Origin of the sequence: Pseudomonas sp. MWU12-2029, from assembly GCF_023242425.1 — a bacterium.
GTDB classification, from domain to species: domain Bacteria; phylum Pseudomonadota; class Gammaproteobacteria; order Pseudomonadales; family Pseudomonadaceae; genus Aquipseudomonas; species Aquipseudomonas kribbensis.
Genome location: NZ_JALJDY010000001.1, coordinates 287,572 through 304,653, shown reverse-complemented (window position 1 = coordinate 304,653; position 17,082 = coordinate 287,572). Strand labels below are relative to the sequence as shown.

Here is a 17,082-nt window from a genome sequence, read left to right as displayed (position 1 = left end):
TGAGGACCGCACGGACGGCGGGGAAGCCTGATGTGCGAAAAGTCGTTACTATAAGCGCCTCTTTGCCTGCCTTGCCATGGACACCATGACCGAGAACGACTATCTGATCGCCTGGGGCCTCTACGCCTTTGCTGCCGTAGGCTGCCTGTTGGTATGGATGCGCATGACCCGCTGGATGTGGCGCTGGCTGCGCGAGCCGCTGCGTGTGCTGATGGCGGTGTTGCTGTTCAGCCCGACCATCATCGATCCGGTGAAGGAAAAATTTGCCCCGGCCGTCGCCATCACGGCGCTGGACCTGGCATTCAAGGTCGGCAACAACGCCTGGCGGGCGATTTCCGAATTGCTCATGTACGCGATGATCGCGTTCGGCCTGTACCTGATTTTCGTGCTGATCCGCTTCCCGATCGAACGCGCTTCGAAAGCGCGCAAGGAACAGGCCGAGGCCGCCCGCGCGGCCGCCCGTGCCGAAGACGAGCGTGACGGCGATCAACCGTTCGGCGGTGCCGGCGATGATCGTTACGGCCGTCCACCGCTGCCGAGCAATCCGCAGCGCGGGCGCGTCGAGCCGCGTCTGTAATCACGAGAGCCCGCACATGTGTGAACTATTGGGCATGAGCGCCAACGTGCCGACCGATATCGTGTTCAGCTTCACCGGGCTGATGCAGCGCGGCGGTCGCACCGGTCCGCACCGCGATGGCTGGGGCATCGCCTTCTATGAAGGTCGCGGGCTGCGGCTGTTCCAGGACCCGGCAGCCAGCTGCGAGTCGGAAGTCGCCAATCTGGTGCAGCGTTATCCGATCAAGAGCGAAGTGGTGATCGGCCATATCCGTCAGGCCAACGTCGGCAAGGTCTGCCTGTCCAACACCCATCCGTTCGTCCGCGAACTGTGGGGACGCAACTGGTGCTTCGCGCACAACGGCCAGCTCGCCGATTTCACCCCGATCAAGAGCTTCTACCGCCCGGTCGGCGATACCGACAGCGAAGCGGCGTTCTGCGATTTGCTCAACCGCGTACGTGCAGCGTTTCCGGAACCGGTCGATATAGAAGTGCTGCTGCCGGATCTGGTTGCCGCATGCGCCGAATACCGCAGCAAAGGCGTGTTCAATTGCCTGCTCAGCGACGGCGACTGGCTGTTCTGCTATTGCTCGACCAAACTGGCACAGATCACCCGGCGCGCACCGTTCGGCCCGGCGCGGCTCAAGGACGTCGATGTGATCGTCGACTTCCAGGCCGAAACCACGCCCAACGATGTGGTCACGGTGATTGCCACCGAACCTCTGACCGAAAATGAAACCTGGACCCGCTACGAACCGGGCCAATGGAGTCTGTGGCGACGCGGCGAATGCGTAAGCCAGGGCACGACCGAATAAAGGATCTCTCCTCGATGTTGCTCAGTTATCTACGGCTGGTGTTGTTTGCGGCGGGCCTGTTGATCGGTGTCCAGGTGCCGGGGTTCATCAACGATTATGCCAAGCGGGTCGAAGCGCATCTGATCGAGGCGCAGACCGGTCTGCGCGGCTTCCAGGGCACTGCCGAGCAGTTCTTCAAGGGTGATATCCAGGCGCTGGTCGCCCACTATCGCGCCAGCGAGGACCCGGTGTTTCGCAGCGATGCCGACAGCCTGAGCACCTTGCTCAACCGTCAGCTGGCGCTGGACAAGCAATTCCAGGCGATGCAAGGGCCGTGGTACATCCGCTTCCTGCAAGTGGTGCTGGCCGCCGATCCGGATATCCGCAAGGAAACCTGGAATGGCTACAGCTACCAGATCCTGCTGACGCCAGAGGCGATGATCTGGGGCATGAGCGGCGCGCTGCTGCTGTCGTTCGGCCTCGAATGCCTGTTCCGTCTGATCGACTGGGTAGTGTTGGGCGGCAAACGCCTGCGCCAGAGCCGGCCGATCGAAGACCGGGATGTACGCGGGCTGTAAACCTCGATGCATCGTTCCCACGCCGTGGGAACGATCAACTCAGAACGATGTAATCCGTGCCCACCTTGCGCGCATACCCCTCCAGCACCTGCTGACACAGCGTCACAATCTCTTCGACCCATTCCACACCGACCCGCCACGACACCACCACTTGTAGAGCGGGTGGCCGTTGATCGATGTCGAGCAGGGTCAGTTCGCCCCGCGCCAGTTCTTCGGCCACCAGCACTGGCGGCAGCGCGCCGATACCGAAGCCGTCGCGCAACAAGCGGGTGATCGCCGACACCGAATTCACACAGTTCAAGCGTGGCGCCAGCACGCCCTGGGCCTGCATCAGCGCCAGAATGTCCTGATGCGGCCGGGAGTTTTTCGAATAAGTGATGATCCGTTCCTGCGCCAGGTCGGCGAGGCTTTGGTAGTCACGGTTGTAGATCGAATGGCTGGCGACGATCCAGCCGATGGGGTGGCTGGCCAGTTCCAGGCTGCGCACGCTTTCATGGCGCACCAGATCGGTTTGCAGGATCAGATCGAGAAAGCCTTTTTGCAGTTGATCGCAGAGGTTCAGCGAGGTATCCGCCACCAGCTCGATTTCCACCCGGGGATACAGGTCGGTCATCTGCGCCACCAACGGGCTGAGCCAGGTGTGAATCACCGTGTCCATCACCCCGATGCGCACCCGGCCGACCTTGCTCGATCGGGTCTCGATGGATTGCTTCAGCGCTTGCATCGTGTCGAGCATCTGTTCGGCATAGTCCAGCACTTTCAGGCCTTCCGGCGTCAGGCTCACACCGCGCGAATCCCGCACAAACAGCTTCACCCCAAGCTCGCCTTCGAGCACCGCGATCCGGCTAGAGATCGAAGCCTGGGTGGTGAACAGCTTGTCGGCGGTCAGGCGAAAACTCTTCAGCCGGGCGACCCAGACGAAGGTCTCGAGAAACTTCAGGTTCATGGCAACAAATTTTTCTTATGTCTTGAGCGGGTTTTTATTCGTTGGACGCGACCGGGTGACGCACCCAAGAATCGACGCATCCGGTTCCCACGATAGGCGTCGTCGGAGCTTCGAACAAGACCAATAAAAGCCTGCGGAGACATGCCATGAGTGCGCCCGACACCCTCGACCTCCCCAAGACCACGGCCCGTCCCGGCCCGTTCGACTGGTATCGCAACATCAACCAGCAGGAGCGCCGCACCTTCTGGAGCTGCAAGATCGGCTACGGTCTGGACGGCATGGACACCCAGATGCTCAGCTTCGTGGTGCCGACCCTGATCGCGATGTGGGGCATCACCACCGGAGAAGCCGGGCTGATTCACACCAGCACGTTGATCGCCTCGGCCATCGGCGGTTGGGTGGCGGGGATTCTGTCCGACCGCATCGGCCGTGTGCGCACCCTGCAACTGACGGTGCTGTGGTTCGCCTTCTTCACCTTCCTCTGCGGTTTTGCCCAGAACTACGAACAACTGTTGATCGCCCGCACCCTGATGGGCTTCGGTTTCGGCGGCGAATGGACCGCCGGCGCGGTGCTGATCGGTGAAGTGATCCGCGCCAAGGATCGTGGTAAAGCGGTGGGCATGGTGCAATCCGGCTGGGCGCTCGGTTGGGGGCTGACGGCAATTCTCTATGCGCTGCTGTTCTCGGTATTGCCACCGGAAGATGCATGGCGCGCACTGTTCATCCTCGGCATTGTGCCGGCGGTGTTCGTGATTTTCGTCCGCCGTCTGGTGAAGGACCCCGAGATCTACCGCGAAGCCAAGGCCAAGCAAACTCCGGACAGTCCGTCGAAGTTCTACGAGATCTTCGCCCCGGGCATGCTCTTCACGACGTTCCGCGCCTCGTTGCTGACTACGGGTGCCCTCGGTGGTTACTACGCGATCACCTCCTGGTTGCCGACTTTTCTGAAGAACGAGCGCGGCTTGAGCGTACTCGGCACGGGAGGTTATCTGGCGATGGTGATCATCGGTTCCTACGCCGGTTATGTGATCAGCGCCTATTTGACCGACCTGTTGGGGCGCAAGAAGAACTTCATCCTGTTCGCGGTCGGCTCGTTCACCATCGTTCTGCTCTACACCCAATTGCCGGTCAGCAATGGCGTGATGCTGTGGCTGGGCTTTCCGCTGGGCTTTTTTGCGTCGGGGATTTTCAGTGGCATGGGGGCGTTTCTGACTGAACTGTTTCCAACCCGGATTCGCGGCTCGGGCCAGGGCTTCTGCTACAACATCGGCCGGGCGCTGGCGGCATTGTTCCCGCTGCTGATCGGGCCGCTCAGCCAGAAAGTACCGCTGAGTGTAGGTATCGGTGCCTTTGCGGCAGTGTCCTACGGCGTGGTGATCCTGGCGGCGTTGAGCCTGCCGGAAACCCGTGGCAAGCAACTGGACGCGCAGTAACTGATAACCTGCGACAACGCCCTACGATAAAAAAAGACAAAAGCTACAGGAGTGTTCACCGTGAGCCGCCTGCTATTGAACTGTGACATCGGCGAGAGCTTCGGCAGCTGGACCATGGGTCTGGACGCGGAAGTCATGCCCTTCATCGATTGCGCCAACATTGCCTGCGGTTTCCACGCCGGCGACCCAAGCATCATGCGCAAGACCGTCAGCCTGGCCCTGAGCCACGGCGTGCAGATCGGCGCGCATCCGGCCTATCAGGATCTGGTGGGTTTTGGCCGGCGTTCCATGGCCTACACCGCCCAGGAACTGCAAGACATCCTGCATTACCAGATCGGCGCCCTCGACGGCATTTGCCGTGCCCAGGGTGGAAAGGTCAGTTACGTCAAACCCCACGGCGCAATGTACAACGACATGATGGCCAACCCGGCTCAGTTGCGGGCAGTGATCCAGGCCGTCGCGGCTTACGACCGCAGCCTGCCGCTGATGCTGATGGCCACCCGCGACAACACCGCTGCGCAACAGCTCGGCGACGAATACGGCGTGACCCTGTGGTTCGAAGCCTTCGCCGACCGTGCCTACGACAGTGCTGGCCGACTGGTCTCACGGCAACTGCCGGGCGCGGTGCATCACGACGCCGAAACCATCATCGGGCAAGCGCTGACCATCGCCCGTGGCGACAACCTCACCGCCAGCGACGGCAGCGCGCTGCACCTGCAAGCCAATACCTTGTGCGTACACGGCGACAACGCCAGTTCGGTGGCGGCCGTGCAGCGCATTCGTCAGGCCTTGAACAAGCAGAGCGCGCCATGAATCCGCGGGTGGAAGTGGTGGCACTGGATTGCCTGATGCTGCGCCTGTTCGATGAAATCGCCGAAACCAACATGCCATGGATGCTCGCCGCCAGCGAGCGGTTGCGCACAGTGTTTGGCGCGCACCTGATCGATCTGGTGCCGTCGTACACCACGTTGATGGTGCATTACGACCTGACCGAATTGAATCCGGGTCAGGCCCGGGAACTGATCGCCGAAGCCTTGATCGACCTGTCGCCGAATGCGCGCACCGGCGGCCAGTGCCATGTGCTGCCGGTGTGGTACGACCTTAGCGTCGGACCGGAATTGAGCCTGTTGTCGCAGCGCAGCGGCTTGTCAGTGGAAGAGGTGATTCGTCGTCACAGCGCCAGGGAATATCAGGTGTTTGCTCTGGGGTTTGCACCGGGGTTTGCTTTCATGGGATTGGTTGAAGAAGTCCTGGCGGCACCGCGTCTGAATACACCACGCAAGAAAGTCGCCGCCGGCAGCGTCGGTATCGCCGAGCGCCAGACCGCCGCGTATCCGGTGGTGTCTCCGGGTGGCTGGAACCTGATCGGTCGCACGCCGGCAAAACTGTTCGACCGCGAGCGCGATGGCTACAGCTTGATGCAGCCCGGCGATACCGTGCGCTTCGAAGCGGTGAGCCACGCAGAGTTCATCAGCCTCGGCGGTGATGACACACCCTTGGAGGCGTTGTCATGAGCCGACTGACGATTGAAGCGAGCACTCCGCTGTGCCTGTTGCAGGACGCCGGGCGGTTTGGCGTGCGCCATCTGGGCGTGACCCAGGGCGGCGCGGCGGACTGGCGGTCGATGGCCTGGGCCAACTGGTTGCTGGGCAATGGCCTGGATTTGCCGGTGATCGAAATCACCCTCGGCGGGTTTGCGGTGGAGGCGCAAGAGGATTGTCTGCTGGCGCTGGCCGGTGCCGATCTGGGCGCGCAGATTGACGGTGAAGCGTTGGCGCCGTGGCGCAGTTTCAAGCTGCATAAAGGGCAGACCTTGAAGCTCACCCAGCCGTTGCTGGGGGCGCGGGCCTATCTGGCGGCGCCCGGCGGTTTCAACGCGCCGAAAGTGTTGGGTAGCAGTGCCACGGTGGTACGTGAGGAACTCGGTGGTCTTGATGGTTTTGGCTTGCCGCTGACCAAGGGCGCTTCGCTGAGTTATCAGGGCGAAACCCTTTTGGTGCGTGAGGTCCCGGCTCAGCATCGACCGGATCTGCGCCTCGACGCGCCGCTGGATCTGGTGCTGGGCGCGCAGATCGGTCAGTTCAGCGGGCAGAGCCTGTTCGATGCGTTCAACAGTGCCTGGACGCTGGACAGTCGTGCCGATCGCATGGGCATTCGGCTGCTGGGGACTGCATTGCAGTATCAGGGCAAACCGATGATTTCCGAGGGCATTCCGCTGGGTGCGGTGCAGGTGCCACCGGACGGGCAGCCGATCGTGTTGCTCAATGATCGGCAGACGATTGGCGGTTACCCGCGATTGGGTGCGTTGACGCCGTTGGCGCTGGCCCGACTGGCGCAATGTCTGCCAGGGGCGAAAGTCAGATTGCGCCCGGTGGTGCAGGACGTCGCGCACCGGGAGCATGTCGAATATCTGAAACGCTTGGGTTAATCGTTCCCCCGCAGAGCGGGGGACGATCCCGGATTACTTGGACAGAAACCGCATCCCTTCTTCCAGCCCGCGCAACGTCAGCGGATACATCTGATCTTCAATCAAATCCCGCACGATATTGGTCGACGAGGTGTAGCCCCACGTATCTTTCGGATATGGGTTGATCCAGATGAGCTTCTTGTACTTCTCCATGAAGCGCTGCATCCACACATAACCCGGCTCTTCGTTCCAGTGCTCGACGCTGCCGCCGGCCTGGGTGATTTCATAAGGCGCCATCGCGGCGTCACCGATGAAAATCACTTTGTAGTCGGCACCGTACTTGTGCAGCAGATCCTGGGTCGAGGTGCGCTCGGAAGTGCGGCGCATGTTGTTCTTCCACACCGATTCATAAATGAAGTTGTGGAAGTAGAAGTACTCCAGATGCTTGAACTCGGTCTTGCAGGCCGAGAACAGTTCCTCACAGATCTTCACGTGGGCGTCCATCGAGCCGCCGATGTCGAACAGCAGCAACAGCTTCACCGTGTTGCGCCGTTCCGGGCGCATCTGGATGTTCAGCAGGCCGGCGTCCTTGGCGGTGTGGTCGATGGTCCCGTCGATATCCAGTTCTTCCGCCGCGCCCTGGCGCGCGAATTTGCGCAGGCGGCGCAGGGCGACCTTGATGTTGCGGGTGCCCAGTTCCACGGAGTCGTCGAGGTTCTTGTACTCGCGCTGATCCCAGACTTTCACCGCTTTGCCCTGGCGCTTGCCGGCGTCGCCGACCCGGATGCCTTCCGGGTTGAAGCCACCGGAACCGAACGGGCTGGTGCCGCCAGTGCCAATCCATTTGTTACCGCCGGCGTGACGTTCCTTCTGTTCTTCCAGGCGTTTCTTGAACTCTTCGATCAGCTTGTCCAGGCCGCCGAGGGACTGGATTTGCGCGCGTTCCTCGTCGGTCAGCGAACGCTCGAATTCCTTGCGCAGCCAGTCTTCGGGAATCAGCGCCTGCAAGTGATCGTCGAGCTTTTCCAGGCCGTTGAAGTAGGCGCCGAACGCGCGGTCGAACTTGTCGAAATGCCGTTCGTCCTTCACCAGAATCGCCCGGGACAAGTAGTAGAACTCGTCCATGTCGGCGAAGGTCACGCGCTGTTTCAGCGCGTTGATCAGGTCGAGCAGCTCGCGCACCGAGACCGGCACCTTGGCTGCACGCATTTCATTGAACAGGTTGAGCAACATGGCGTCAGCCTCTTAGCGGGTGCCGCGACGGCTCATGAACGCCAGACGTTCCAGCAGTTGCACGTCCTGTTCGTTCTTCACCAGCGCCCCGGCCAGCGGCGGAATGGCCTTGGTCGGATCGCGCTCGCGCAGCACGGCTTCGCCGATGTTGTCGGCCATCAGCAGTTTCAGCCAGTCCACCAGTTCCGAGGTCGACGGCTTCTTCTTCAGGCCCGGCACCTTGCGCACGTCGAAGAACACGTCCAGCGCTTCGCTGACCAGGTCTTTCTTGATGTCCGGGTAGTGCACGTCGACGATTTTCTGCAGGGTGCTGCGGTCGGGGAAGGCGATGTAGTGGAAGAAGCAGCGACGCAGGAAAGCGTCCGGCAGCTCTTTCTCGTTGTTGGAGGTAATGATGATGATCGGACGCTTCTTGGCCTTGATCGTCTCGTCGATCTCGTAAACGTAGAACTCCATCTTGTCGAGTTCTTGCAGCAGGTCGTTGGGGAACTCGATGTCGGCCTTGTCGATTTCGTCGATCAGCAGGATGACGCGTTCTTCGGACTCGAACGCCTCCCAGAGCTTGCCCTTCTTCAGGTAGTTGCGCACGTCGTGGACTTTTTCATTGCCCAGTTGCGAGTCGCGCAGACGGCTGACCGCATCGTACTCGTACAGGCCCTGATGGGCCTTGGTGGTGGACTTGATGTGCCAGGTGATCAGCTTGGCGCCGAACGATTCGGCCAGTTGCTCGGCGAGCATGGTCTTGCCGGTGCCCGGTTCGCCCTTGACCAGCAGCGGCCGCTCCAGGGTGATGGCGGCGTTGACCGCCAGCTTCAGGTCATCGGTGGCGACGTAGGCCTGGGTGCCTTCGAACTTCATCTGCTAATCCTCGAACGGTAACGCCGACCTGAACGGGCAGGGCGGGGGCGAAATAATCGGATGCCCGACTATAACGCGCGGCCCGGTCGACTGTGAACGCAGACGGCTTATTCAGTCTCTGAATGGGGCGTCACATGTTGACTCAGTTTCGGCGCAAAGCCAGCATTCAGCGATCATCGGTTTGGAAGTAGCCTGCTGAACATCTCTGAAAGAGGATCGGAACCGATGCTACCCAGGAAACGCCCTCGTTTATCGTCTGTAGAACCTTTGGAGGATTTTTGTCTGGTGCTGACCTTTGTTGATGGTCAGCAGTTGCGTGTCGATTTGAGCCAGGATCTTCAAAGGTATCCGGGCCTCAAGCCATTACTTGATCCAGAGGTGTTCTGCGCAGTAAACCTCGGAGATGAGGGTTGGACCGTGGAATGGCTGGATCCGGATATTCAGCTCGGCGCCGATACCTTGTATCTGGATGCGCTCGCGCAAATACCTAGCCCGCATCCGGCTTCGGCCGCTCATACCGGGCATTGAAAGCCTGGATGAATCCATTGCGCAAAATCTGCAAAAACGCTTCGAATGCGCTGATATCTTGCTGATGGACGCTGCCGCTGAGTTCGACCTTGGTGGCGAACTGGTTTTTGGCCTGGTTTTTCAGCACGGTTTCAGTACCGCCGACCAGTGCCTCCCAGACTGAGCGGAAGATGCTTTTGTTCTTGTTTTCCACATCCTGTTGCCAGTTGAACACTTCAACGTCGCGCAGCAACGGCTTGATGTAGCCGGTGAGCTGGGCCTTTTTGGCCTGGGCTTCGATGACCACGTCACCGTGGCCGGCGTTGAAGTCGAATTTGCCGTATGCCGATGCGAAGTCGTTCATGCGCTTGAGTTCGAGATCGCGGGCTCGCAAGCGGAACTCGAAGTCTTCGAAATTGCTTAGCGGGTCGAATGTGGCCGAGGTTTCCAGCGGTGCCTGGCCCAGCAGCAGGGCTTTGCCTTCGAATCGGGCATCGCGTTTGCCCTTGGTGTCGACCACGTTTGTCAGGTTGTAAATACTGGCCTCGACGTTGGTGGCATTCATGTTCACGGGCGGTTTGGAGTTGAAGTTGCGGAAGCTGATGCGACCATCGTGGATCTGCACTTCATCGAGGGTGATCGGCAGCAGCTTGCCCAACTGCGCGCGCCAGTCGGTGCCCTTACCGGTCTGGGAGTTCTGCTTGTTGGCACCGCCATCGACGAAGTTGACTTCAGGTTTGAAGAACTTTACCTGGGCCACCACAGCATGGTCGTACCACAGTGAATGCCAACTGACGGACAAGTCGATCAACGGAGCGTTGACGAACGGCACCGGGACCTTGCCGTCGACCTTGACGATCTTCAGGCCGTTGATCTTGTACGCGCCGCGCCACAGAGCCAGATCGACATCGGTGACCTGGCCACGGTAGTCGCCCATGTTGGCCAGCTTGTCATTCAGATAGTCGCGCACGACGTAAGGCAGGGCGATGTGCAGGGCGATCAGCAGTACAACGACAGTGGCGAGGATCCACAACGGCCAGCGGTAGCGACGCTTCATGGCGGCAATTCCCGAGCGGGTGTAAAGCGATTGACTGCCGGCGGTTGCAGACGTTCGACCCGACTGGACTGGCAAGAGCAACAGGCTTACCTTGGAGAGCTGAATTCAACGCTGCACAAGGACCCAGCCATGAGCCGTATTTTTGCTGACAACGCCCATTCCATCGGCAATACGCCGCTGGTACAGATCAATCGCATTGCGCCCCGTGGCGTGACCATTCTGGCCAAGATCGAAGGTCGCAACCCGGGTTACTCGGTGAAGTGCCGGATCGGCGCGAACATGATCTGGGACGCCGAAAGCAGCGGCAAACTCAAGCCGGGCATGACCATCGTCGAGCCGACTTCGGGCAATACCGGCATCGGCCTGGCCTTCGTGGCGGCCGCTCGCGGTTACAAACTGATGCTGACCATGCCGGCCTCGATGAGCATCGAACGGCGCAAGGTGCTCAAGGCGCTGGGTGCCGAACTGGTGCTGACCGAGCCTGCCAAGGGCATGAAAGGCGCAATCGAAAAGGCTGCCGAGATCGTTGCTGGTGCCCCGGGCAAATATTTCATGCCGGCTCAGTTCGATAACCCGGCCAACCCGGCCATCCACGAAAAAACCACCGGCCCGGAAATCTGGAACGACACCGACGGTGCCATCGACGTGCTGGTGGCGGGCGTCGGTACCGGTGGAACCATCACCGGTGTCTCGCGGTATATCAAGAATACGGCGGGCAAACCGATTCTCTCGGTGGCGGTGGAGCCCGTATCTTCGCCGGTGATCACCCAGGCGCTGGCCGGTGAGGAGATTAAGCCGAGCCCGCACAAGATTCAGGGCATTGGCGCCGGTTTTGTACCGAAGAACCTGGATTTGTCGATGGTGGATCGGGTCGAGCGCGTGACCGACGAAGAATCCAAGGTCATGGCGCTGCGTCTGATGCAGGAAGAAGGGATTCTGTGCGGGATCTCCTGCGGTGCGGCGATGTCTGTCGCGGTGCGCCTGGCGGAAACCCCGGAAATGCAGGGCAAGACCATCGTGGTGGTACTGCCGGACTCCGGTGAGCGTTATCTGTCGAGCATGTTGTTCAGCGATCTGTTCACCGATCAGGAGAACCAGCAGTAAGCCTCCCGTTGATTCAGATCAGCCAAGGTTCAGGCTCGTTATGTTAATTAGTGCTTTGTTGCGCAATTCTTAACACTGAATCTTGGGTCGGGCGGGTTTTTCCCGGAGCCGGTAGTGTTTATCATGGCCGGCCGCCATGTCGGGTAAATGACATTGCGTGGCGTTGTCTTTTTTCAAGGAGTCGTTGATGACCTTTTCGTTGGCCGCCAAGGTGTTGGTGTTGCTGCTGTTCGTGAGCAGCATCCTCTACGTGCATTTGCGCGGCAAGGCGCGTTTGCCGGTGCTGCGCCAGTTCGTCAACCATTCGGCGCTGTTCGCTCCGTACAACGCCTTGATGTACCTGTTTTCCGGTGTGCCGTCCAAACCGTACCTGGACCGCAGCAAGTTCCCGGAACTGGACGTGCTGCGCGACAACTGGGAAACCATCCGCGACGAAGCGATGCACCTGTTCGACGAGGGCTACATCCGCGCCGCCGAGAAGAACAACGACGCCGGTTTCGGCTCGTTCTTCAAAAAGGGCTGGAAGCGTTTCTACCTCAAGTGGTACGACAAACCGCTGCCATCGGCCGAAACCCTGTGCCCGAAAACCGTGGCACTGGTGAGTGCCATCCCCAACGTCAAGGGCGCGATGTTCGCGCTGTTGCCGGGCGGCAGCCACTTGAACCCGCACCGTGATCCGTTCGCCGGTTCCCTGCGCTATCACTTGGGCCTGTCGACGCCGAACTCCGACGATTGCCGGATCTTCGTCGATGGTCAGGTCTACGCCTGGCGCGACGGTGAAGACGTGATGTTCGACGAGACCTATGTGCATTGGGTCAAGAACGAAACCGAACAGACCCGCGTCATCCTGTTCTGCGACGTCGAGCGTCCGCTGAGCAACCGCCTCATGACCCGCATCAACCGCTCCATCAGTGCCTGGCTGGGCCGCGCTACCGCGCCGCAGAACCTTGACGACGAACGCGTTGGCGGGATCAACCAGGCTTACGCCTGGACCAAGAACTTCAGCGACCGGTTCAGCGGTGTGGTCAAGCAGTGGAAACGCCGCAATCCAAAGGCCTACCGTGTGATGCGGCCAGTGCTGGCAGTGGTGGTGTTGACGTTGCTGGGGTATTGGCTGTTTGGTTGAGGCTGGATTTAGAAGCATAAAAAACCGCTCGTTTGAGCGGTTTTTTGCTTTTTGAATCAGGGGCGGCCAGCCAGCAAGCTTGGTTCATCGATAGCGGTACCGGTTGCAATGATCTGTAAGAGCTGCCGTTGACTGGCTGTCAGTACCGTCGGATCAGAGTCACACTTCATTGCGTGCGCTTTTTTCTTTCTGGGGGATTTTTTTATTTCTTTGCGCATGTTCCCACCTTGGTTGATCAATATTTGAGCGTTTTTCACAATGCTGGCAAGCTTCCTGGCTTGCGATTTGTACAACTGATACCGCAGATGATTCCGTTCCCTTGGCATGTGATCTCGCGCATTCCATGTCCCCTATCGATGGTCGTTGCAATTGCTAATGAGCCTATGCGCCTGCATCCAGCCTGTCGCTAGCGGCCCTTTGCCCAACTCATTGCAATCCATGTCGCAGGCTGGTTATAGTCGGCGCTCGTGAGTTCTACGGCTCACCTTTCAACCCCTCGAAAAAGATCAGCCCAGATGCCTGCATCCCTCATCAACGCGGTAGTCGATTCAGCGGTCAACGCTGGCGTCGTGCCGTGCGGGAATCAGCAGCCTGTGCAGATCAGCCATTACCCCCCACCTGTCAGTAGCACGCCGGTGTGCGCAGTCGTATCACCGCCGGGCGTTGGCGTTTCGGGCTGATCAGCGTTTTTTGCTGACCCCTGTGCCCGCCTGAAAAAACCTACTGAATTTCAGCTTCGGCTGAGTTGGCTATTTGCCTGACTACAGGTGGTATTCATGTTTGTCCTTTCGAAAAAGTCCGCGCTCGCGGCGGCGTCCACGAGCCTGTTCGTTCTGCTGTGGAGCAGCGGGGCGATCTTCTCCAAGTGGGGGCTGGCCCACGCTTCGCCATTTGCCTTTCTGCTGATCCGTTTTGTGATTGCCCTGTGCGGGCTGGTGCTGCTGGTGCCGTTGCTCAAGCTGAAACTGCCCAAGGGCGGCCGGCCGATGTTGTACGCGATGGCCACTGGTGTGGTGCTGTTGGGGGCTTATCAGATCTTCTATCTGCTGGCGCTGGATCTGAAAGTCACGCCCGGAGTGATGGCGACCATCATGGGCGTGCAACCGATCCTCACCGTGGTGATCATGGAGCGGCAGCGCTCGGCGAGCCGGATCTTCGGCCTGGCGCTGGGGTTGGCTGGTCTGATCATGGTGGTTTACCAGGGCATCGGCCTGGCCGGGATGTCGCTGGCGGGGATGCTGTTCGGTTTGTTGGCATTGGCGAGCATGACGTTCGGCTCGATCATGCAGAAACGCATCACCGACAATCCTCTCGGCACGCTGCCGGTGCAGTATCTGGCGGGACTGTTGCTGTGCGGGATCTTCGTGCCGTTCCAGCCGTTCCACTTCGAACACAGCGCAGGTTTCATCGTGCCGGTGCTTTGGATGGGGTTGGTGGTGTCGGTGCTGGCAACCTTGCTGCTATACCGACTGATCGCCCGGGGCAATCTGGTGAATGTCACCAGTCTGTTCTATCTGGTGCCAGCCGTGACGGCGGTGATGGACTACCTGATCTTCGGCAACCGCCTGGCAGCGTTGAGCGTGTTGGGGATGCTGTTGATCATCGTCGGTCTGGTATTCGTGTTCCGTAAGTCGGCGTAACAGCCGCACATAAAAAAGGCCCGGGAGGAAACTCCCGGGCCTTTGTGCATCTGTCGATCAGCGAGTCACGACTTCTGCCGGTTTCACTGCCGCCGGCTTCAATACCAGCCACAGCGCAATTGCGATCAACACTCCGCCATACACGTGGGCCATCGACAGCGGTTCATCCAGAAACAGTGCCCCCCACAACACGCCAAACGGCGGGATCATGAACGTCACGGTCATCGACTTCACCGGCCCGATGGAACTTAGCAGGCGGAAGTAGATGATGTAGGCAAACGCGGTGCAGCCCAGACCCAGGCCCAGCAGCGACAGCCAGACGTTCCAGCCGCCCCAGCTCACAGGTGGCTGGGTGATGACGCTGTAACCGAACAGCGGCAACAGGAACAGTGTCGCACCGAGCATGCTGCCCAACGCTGATAGACGGCTGTCGAGCCCGCCGGCCTGATCCAGCCAGCGCCGGGCGAGGAAACCGGCGAAGCCGTAGCAGGTCGTTGCAAGCAGGCAGGCGACGGCACCCATCAACAGAGGCAGGTCGAACGCGACCGGGCCGGCGCGGGTCAGCACGCCCACGCCGAGCAGGCCAAGGAAAACCCCGGCAAGTTTGGCCACCGTGAGTTTTTCACTGAAGAACAGCCCGCCGATCAATACGCCCATCAGCGGCGTGGTGGCATTGAAGATTGCGGAGTACCCGGCCGGCAGCACCTGGGCGGCGACGGAATACAGAGTGGCCGGAACGCCGGAGTTGATCACCCCCAGCATCATCACGGTCTTGAGTTTGCCTTTGAAATCCCAGCTGATGCGCATCAGGCCAAGGATCACCAGCAAACCGACCGCCGCGATCGAGACCCGGAAAAATCCGGTCGGAACGGTGCCTATCGCGGGGGCGATGATGCGCATGAACAGGAAGCTCGCACCCCAGATCGCAGCCAGCGACAACATGCGGAAAATATCGACAGGGCTCACGGGTAACTCCTTCCTTGATGGGGACGAGAGTGTTGCCGAGCGCCCTGACGATGGCAACCGCTAATCGGGCATTTAATTTCCCCGTCAGAGCACGAAGCGCGTCACCAGCCCGTTGAGGTCGACGGCCAGGCGCGACAGTTCCTGACTGGCGGCAGAGGTCTGGGTCGCGCCAGCGGCGGTCTGAGTCGACAGGTCGCGGATGGTCACCAGGTTTTCATCGACTTCCCGGGCCACCAGTGCCTGTTGCTCGGCAGCGCTGGCGATCACCAGGTTGCGCTGGTTGATCTGCGAAATCGACGCGGTGATTTTCTCCAACGCATGGCCGGCACTGTTGGCCCGGCGCAGGGTCTGGCTGGCCTGTTCGGCGCTGCTTTGCAACGCGCCGACGGTGGCACCGGTGCCTTGCTGGATGCTGCTGATCATCAGCTCGATTTCTTCGGTGGAATTCTGCGTGCGCTGGGCCAGCGAACGGACTTCGTCGGCAACGACTGCAAAGCCACGTCCTGCCTCACCGGCCCGCGCCGCTTCAATGGCGGCATTGAGCGCCAGCAGGTTGGTCTGCCCGGCGATGCCGCGAATCACTTCCAGCACCTTGCTGATGTCCTGGGCCTGGGTCGCCAGGCCCTCGGCCTGTTCGGACGCACCGAGCACCGCGCTGACCAGTTCCTGAATCGAACTGATGGTCTCGCTGACCTGCACATGCCCGTGCTTGCTGTCCTCGTTCGAGGCTTCGGACGCTTCGGCGCTGGACACCGCGTTGGCTGCGACTTCATCCACCGCCGTGCTCATCTCGGTGACGGCCGTGGCGGCCTGTTCGATCTGGTCATTCTGCTGTTGCAGGCCGCGAGTGCTCTGTTCCATCACCGAACTCATCTCCTCGGCGGCGGAGGCCAGTTGCTGGGCCGACTCGCTGATACCGCGAATGGTCGAGCGCAGATTGCCCTGCATTTCGGCCAGCGCGGTGAGCAACTGCGCCGCTTCATCGTGGCCCTCGCTGTCGATGCGGCCGCTGAGATCACCGGAGGCAATCCGCCGGGCCACGCTCAGCGCCTGATTGATCGGCGCGGTGATGCTGCGGGTCAGCAGCCAGGCCAGCAGCAATGTGGCAATCAGGGCGATGACGATGATTGTCGCGACGATCCACAGCGACTGCTGATAGGTCGCGGCAGCGGATTTTGCGGCGGCATCGGCGCCTTGCTGATTGAGGGTGATCATTTGCTCCAGGGTCTTGTCGAGCACGCTGCCCTGAGGCGCCAGTTCAGTGGTCAGCCGCGTGTAGGCCTGATCGTTCTGCCCGGCATCGATCTGTTTGATGATCTGGTCGAGGATGCTCAGGTACTTGGCGGTGTCGGCGCCCAGACCTTCCAGCATCGCCCGTTCCTGATCATTGGCAATCAGGGTTTTGTGATCGTCGAGGCGCTTGAGCAACTCCTGACGCTGCGCCGTGAGGATGCCCTTGCTGCGTTCGCGCACAGCGGCCTGGGTACTGGTGATCAGGCGCAGGGATTCGAGGCGGATGCTGGCGATGTTCGCCGCTGCGTCATGAATGCTTTCGATGCTGGGCATCCACGATTCTTCGATCACCGCTGCGCTTTCACGCAGGGCCTTCATCTGGCCCAGACCGAACAGGCCCACCACCATCAGCAGACCGGCCAGAACGGCAAAACTCAAACTGGCGCGCAAACCTATGCGCAGATTCCGGATAGACATCAATGTGCTCCTTGAACGTTGAGAAAGAGGGCGTCCTCGTGGGCCGAGGATCTTGTTGTGAGGCGGGTGATGGCGGGCTGTATATCAAAGTGCCATCACCTTGGTAAGGTCACTCAGCAATCAAGGTCACGGACGATGGACAGGAATGCGCAGGTGGGGCAAAGCCGC

The 17,082-nt window shown here is 60.3% G+C and carries 17 protein-coding genes and 1 pseudogene; 11 read left to right on the top strand and 7 right to left on the bottom strand.

The annotated features are described in order from the left end of the window. Nucleotides 1-76 precede the first annotated feature (76 nt). From M5B44_RS01420 to M5B44_RS01410, 3 genes are read left to right on the top strand one after another with little or no spacing between them, the layout of a single operon-like run. Entirely contained in the window at nucleotides 77-577 is a 501-nt protein-coding gene (locus tag M5B44_RS01420; RefSeq protein ID WP_085710282.1) for an MFS transporter, read from the top strand. Between the two features lie 16 nt (nucleotides 578-593). Next, a complete protein-coding gene (locus tag M5B44_RS01415; protein ID WP_003222625.1) occupies nucleotides 594-1,370 on the top strand; it encodes a class II glutamine amidotransferase in 777 nt (258 codons plus the stop codon). 14 nt (nucleotides 1,371-1,384) lie between these two features. After that, nucleotides 1,385-1,927 carry a DUF2937 family protein gene (locus tag M5B44_RS01410; RefSeq protein WP_007956487.1) on the top strand — a complete coding sequence of 181 codons (543 nt, stop codon included), beginning with the start codon at nucleotides 1,385-1,387 and terminating at the stop codon, nucleotides 1,925-1,927. A 34-nt stretch (nucleotides 1,928-1,961) separates the two neighbouring features. Here the strand turns inward: M5B44_RS01410 and M5B44_RS01405 are convergent, their stop codons facing one another. After that, a complete protein-coding gene (locus M5B44_RS01405) occupies nucleotides 1,962-2,873 on the bottom strand; it encodes a LysR family transcriptional regulator (RefSeq protein ID WP_248738023.1) in 912 nt (303 codons plus the stop codon). 146 nt (nucleotides 2,874-3,019) lie between these two features. On the opposite strand from M5B44_RS01405, the gene M5B44_RS01400 reads away from it, so the two are divergent. The 4 genes from M5B44_RS01400 to M5B44_RS01385 are packed head-to-tail and all read left to right on the top strand — an operon-like array spanning nucleotide 3,020 to nucleotide 6,734. Continuing rightward, the gene (locus tag M5B44_RS01400) at nucleotides 3,020-4,306 is read left to right on the top strand and encodes an MFS transporter (RefSeq protein ID WP_248738022.1); all 1,287 of its coding nucleotides are present in this window, start codon (nucleotides 3,020-3,022) and stop codon (nucleotides 4,304-4,306) included. Between the two features lie 60 nt (nucleotides 4,307-4,366). Next, a complete protein-coding gene (locus M5B44_RS01395) occupies nucleotides 4,367-5,119 on the top strand; it encodes a 5-oxoprolinase subunit PxpA (RefSeq protein ID WP_248738021.1) in 753 nt (250 codons plus the stop codon). Next, nucleotides 5,116-5,820 carry a 5-oxoprolinase subunit B family protein gene (locus tag M5B44_RS01390; protein WP_248738020.1) on the top strand — a complete coding sequence of 235 codons (705 nt, stop codon included), beginning with the start codon at nucleotides 5,116-5,118 and terminating at the stop codon, nucleotides 5,818-5,820. The genes M5B44_RS01395 and M5B44_RS01390 overlap by 4 nt, the downstream gene beginning before the upstream one ends. Beyond that, nucleotides 5,817-6,734 carry a biotin-dependent carboxyltransferase family protein gene (locus M5B44_RS01385; RefSeq protein WP_248738019.1) on the top strand — a complete coding sequence of 306 codons (918 nt, stop codon included), beginning with the start codon at nucleotides 5,817-5,819 and terminating at the stop codon, nucleotides 6,732-6,734. Before M5B44_RS01390 ends, M5B44_RS01385 begins: the two co-directional genes overlap by 4 nt. Nucleotides 6,735-6,767: 33 nt before the next feature. Here the strand turns inward: M5B44_RS01385 and M5B44_RS01380 are convergent, their stop codons facing one another. Both M5B44_RS01380 and M5B44_RS01375 read right to left on the bottom strand, forming a co-directional pair. After that, nucleotides 6,768-7,946 carry a vWA domain-containing protein gene (locus M5B44_RS01380; RefSeq protein ID WP_007956512.1) on the bottom strand — a complete coding sequence of 393 codons (1,179 nt, stop codon included), beginning with the start codon at nucleotides 7,944-7,946 and terminating at the stop codon, nucleotides 6,768-6,770. Nucleotides 7,947-7,958: 12 nt separating this feature from the next. Beyond that, nucleotides 7,959-8,804: an AAA family ATPase gene (locus M5B44_RS01375; protein ID WP_076566454.1), complete on the bottom strand. Its 846-nt coding sequence runs from the start codon at nucleotides 8,802-8,804 to the stop codon at nucleotides 7,959-7,961. Nucleotides 8,805-9,029: 225 nt separating this feature from the next. Here M5B44_RS01375 and M5B44_RS01370 point away from each other — a divergent pair. Continuing rightward, nucleotides 9,030-9,287, top strand: a pseudogene (locus M5B44_RS01370) (DUF2442 domain-containing protein); the annotation flags it as partial. Nucleotides 9,288-9,291: 4 nt separating this feature from the next. Here the strand turns inward: M5B44_RS01370 and M5B44_RS01365 are convergent. Then, nucleotides 9,292-10,368, bottom strand: coding sequence for a DUF748 domain-containing protein (locus M5B44_RS01365; protein ID WP_114881818.1), 1,077 nt, complete (start codon nucleotides 10,366-10,368; stop codon nucleotides 9,292-9,294). A gap of 129 nt (nucleotides 10,369-10,497) precedes the next feature. Here M5B44_RS01365 and cysK point away from each other — a divergent pair, with 129 nt between their 5' ends. Together cysK and M5B44_RS01355 are read left to right on the top strand one after the other, a co-directional pair. Then, entirely contained in the window at nucleotides 10,498-11,472 is a 975-nt protein-coding gene (gene cysK / locus M5B44_RS01360; RefSeq protein ID WP_248738018.1) for a cysteine synthase A, read from the top strand. Between the two features lie 187 nt (nucleotides 11,473-11,659). Continuing rightward, nucleotides 11,660-12,598 carry an aspartyl/asparaginyl beta-hydroxylase domain-containing protein gene (locus M5B44_RS01355; protein ID WP_085710304.1) on the top strand — a complete coding sequence of 313 codons (939 nt, stop codon included), beginning with the start codon at nucleotides 11,660-11,662 and terminating at the stop codon, nucleotides 12,596-12,598. Between the two features lie 56 nt (nucleotides 12,599-12,654). On the opposite strand, the gene M5B44_RS01350 is transcribed toward M5B44_RS01355, so the two are convergent. After that, nucleotides 12,655-12,816, bottom strand: coding sequence for a hypothetical protein (locus M5B44_RS01350; protein WP_248738017.1), 162 nt, complete (start codon nucleotides 12,814-12,816; stop codon nucleotides 12,655-12,657). A 558-nt stretch (nucleotides 12,817-13,374) separates the two neighbouring features. On the opposite strand from M5B44_RS01350, the gene M5B44_RS01345 reads away from it, so the two are divergent. Beyond that, nucleotides 13,375-14,238 carry a DMT family transporter gene (locus tag M5B44_RS01345; RefSeq protein WP_114881821.1) on the top strand — a complete coding sequence of 288 codons (864 nt, stop codon included), beginning with the start codon at nucleotides 13,375-13,377 and terminating at the stop codon, nucleotides 14,236-14,238. Between the two features lie 57 nt (nucleotides 14,239-14,295). Here M5B44_RS01345 and M5B44_RS01340 read toward each other — a convergent pair whose 3' ends face one another. Together M5B44_RS01340 and M5B44_RS01335 are read right to left on the bottom strand one after the other, a co-directional pair. Beyond that, nucleotides 14,296-15,204, bottom strand: a complete 909-nt coding sequence (locus M5B44_RS01340; RefSeq protein WP_248738016.1) for a DMT family transporter — start codon at nucleotides 15,202-15,204, stop codon at nucleotides 14,296-14,298. 84 nt (nucleotides 15,205-15,288) lie between these two features. Beyond that, the gene (locus M5B44_RS01335; protein ID WP_412546957.1) at nucleotides 15,289-16,845 is read right to left on the bottom strand and encodes a methyl-accepting chemotaxis protein; all 1,557 of its coding nucleotides are present in this window, start codon (nucleotides 16,843-16,845) and stop codon (nucleotides 15,289-15,291) included. Nucleotides 16,846-17,082: the final 237 nt, after the last annotated feature.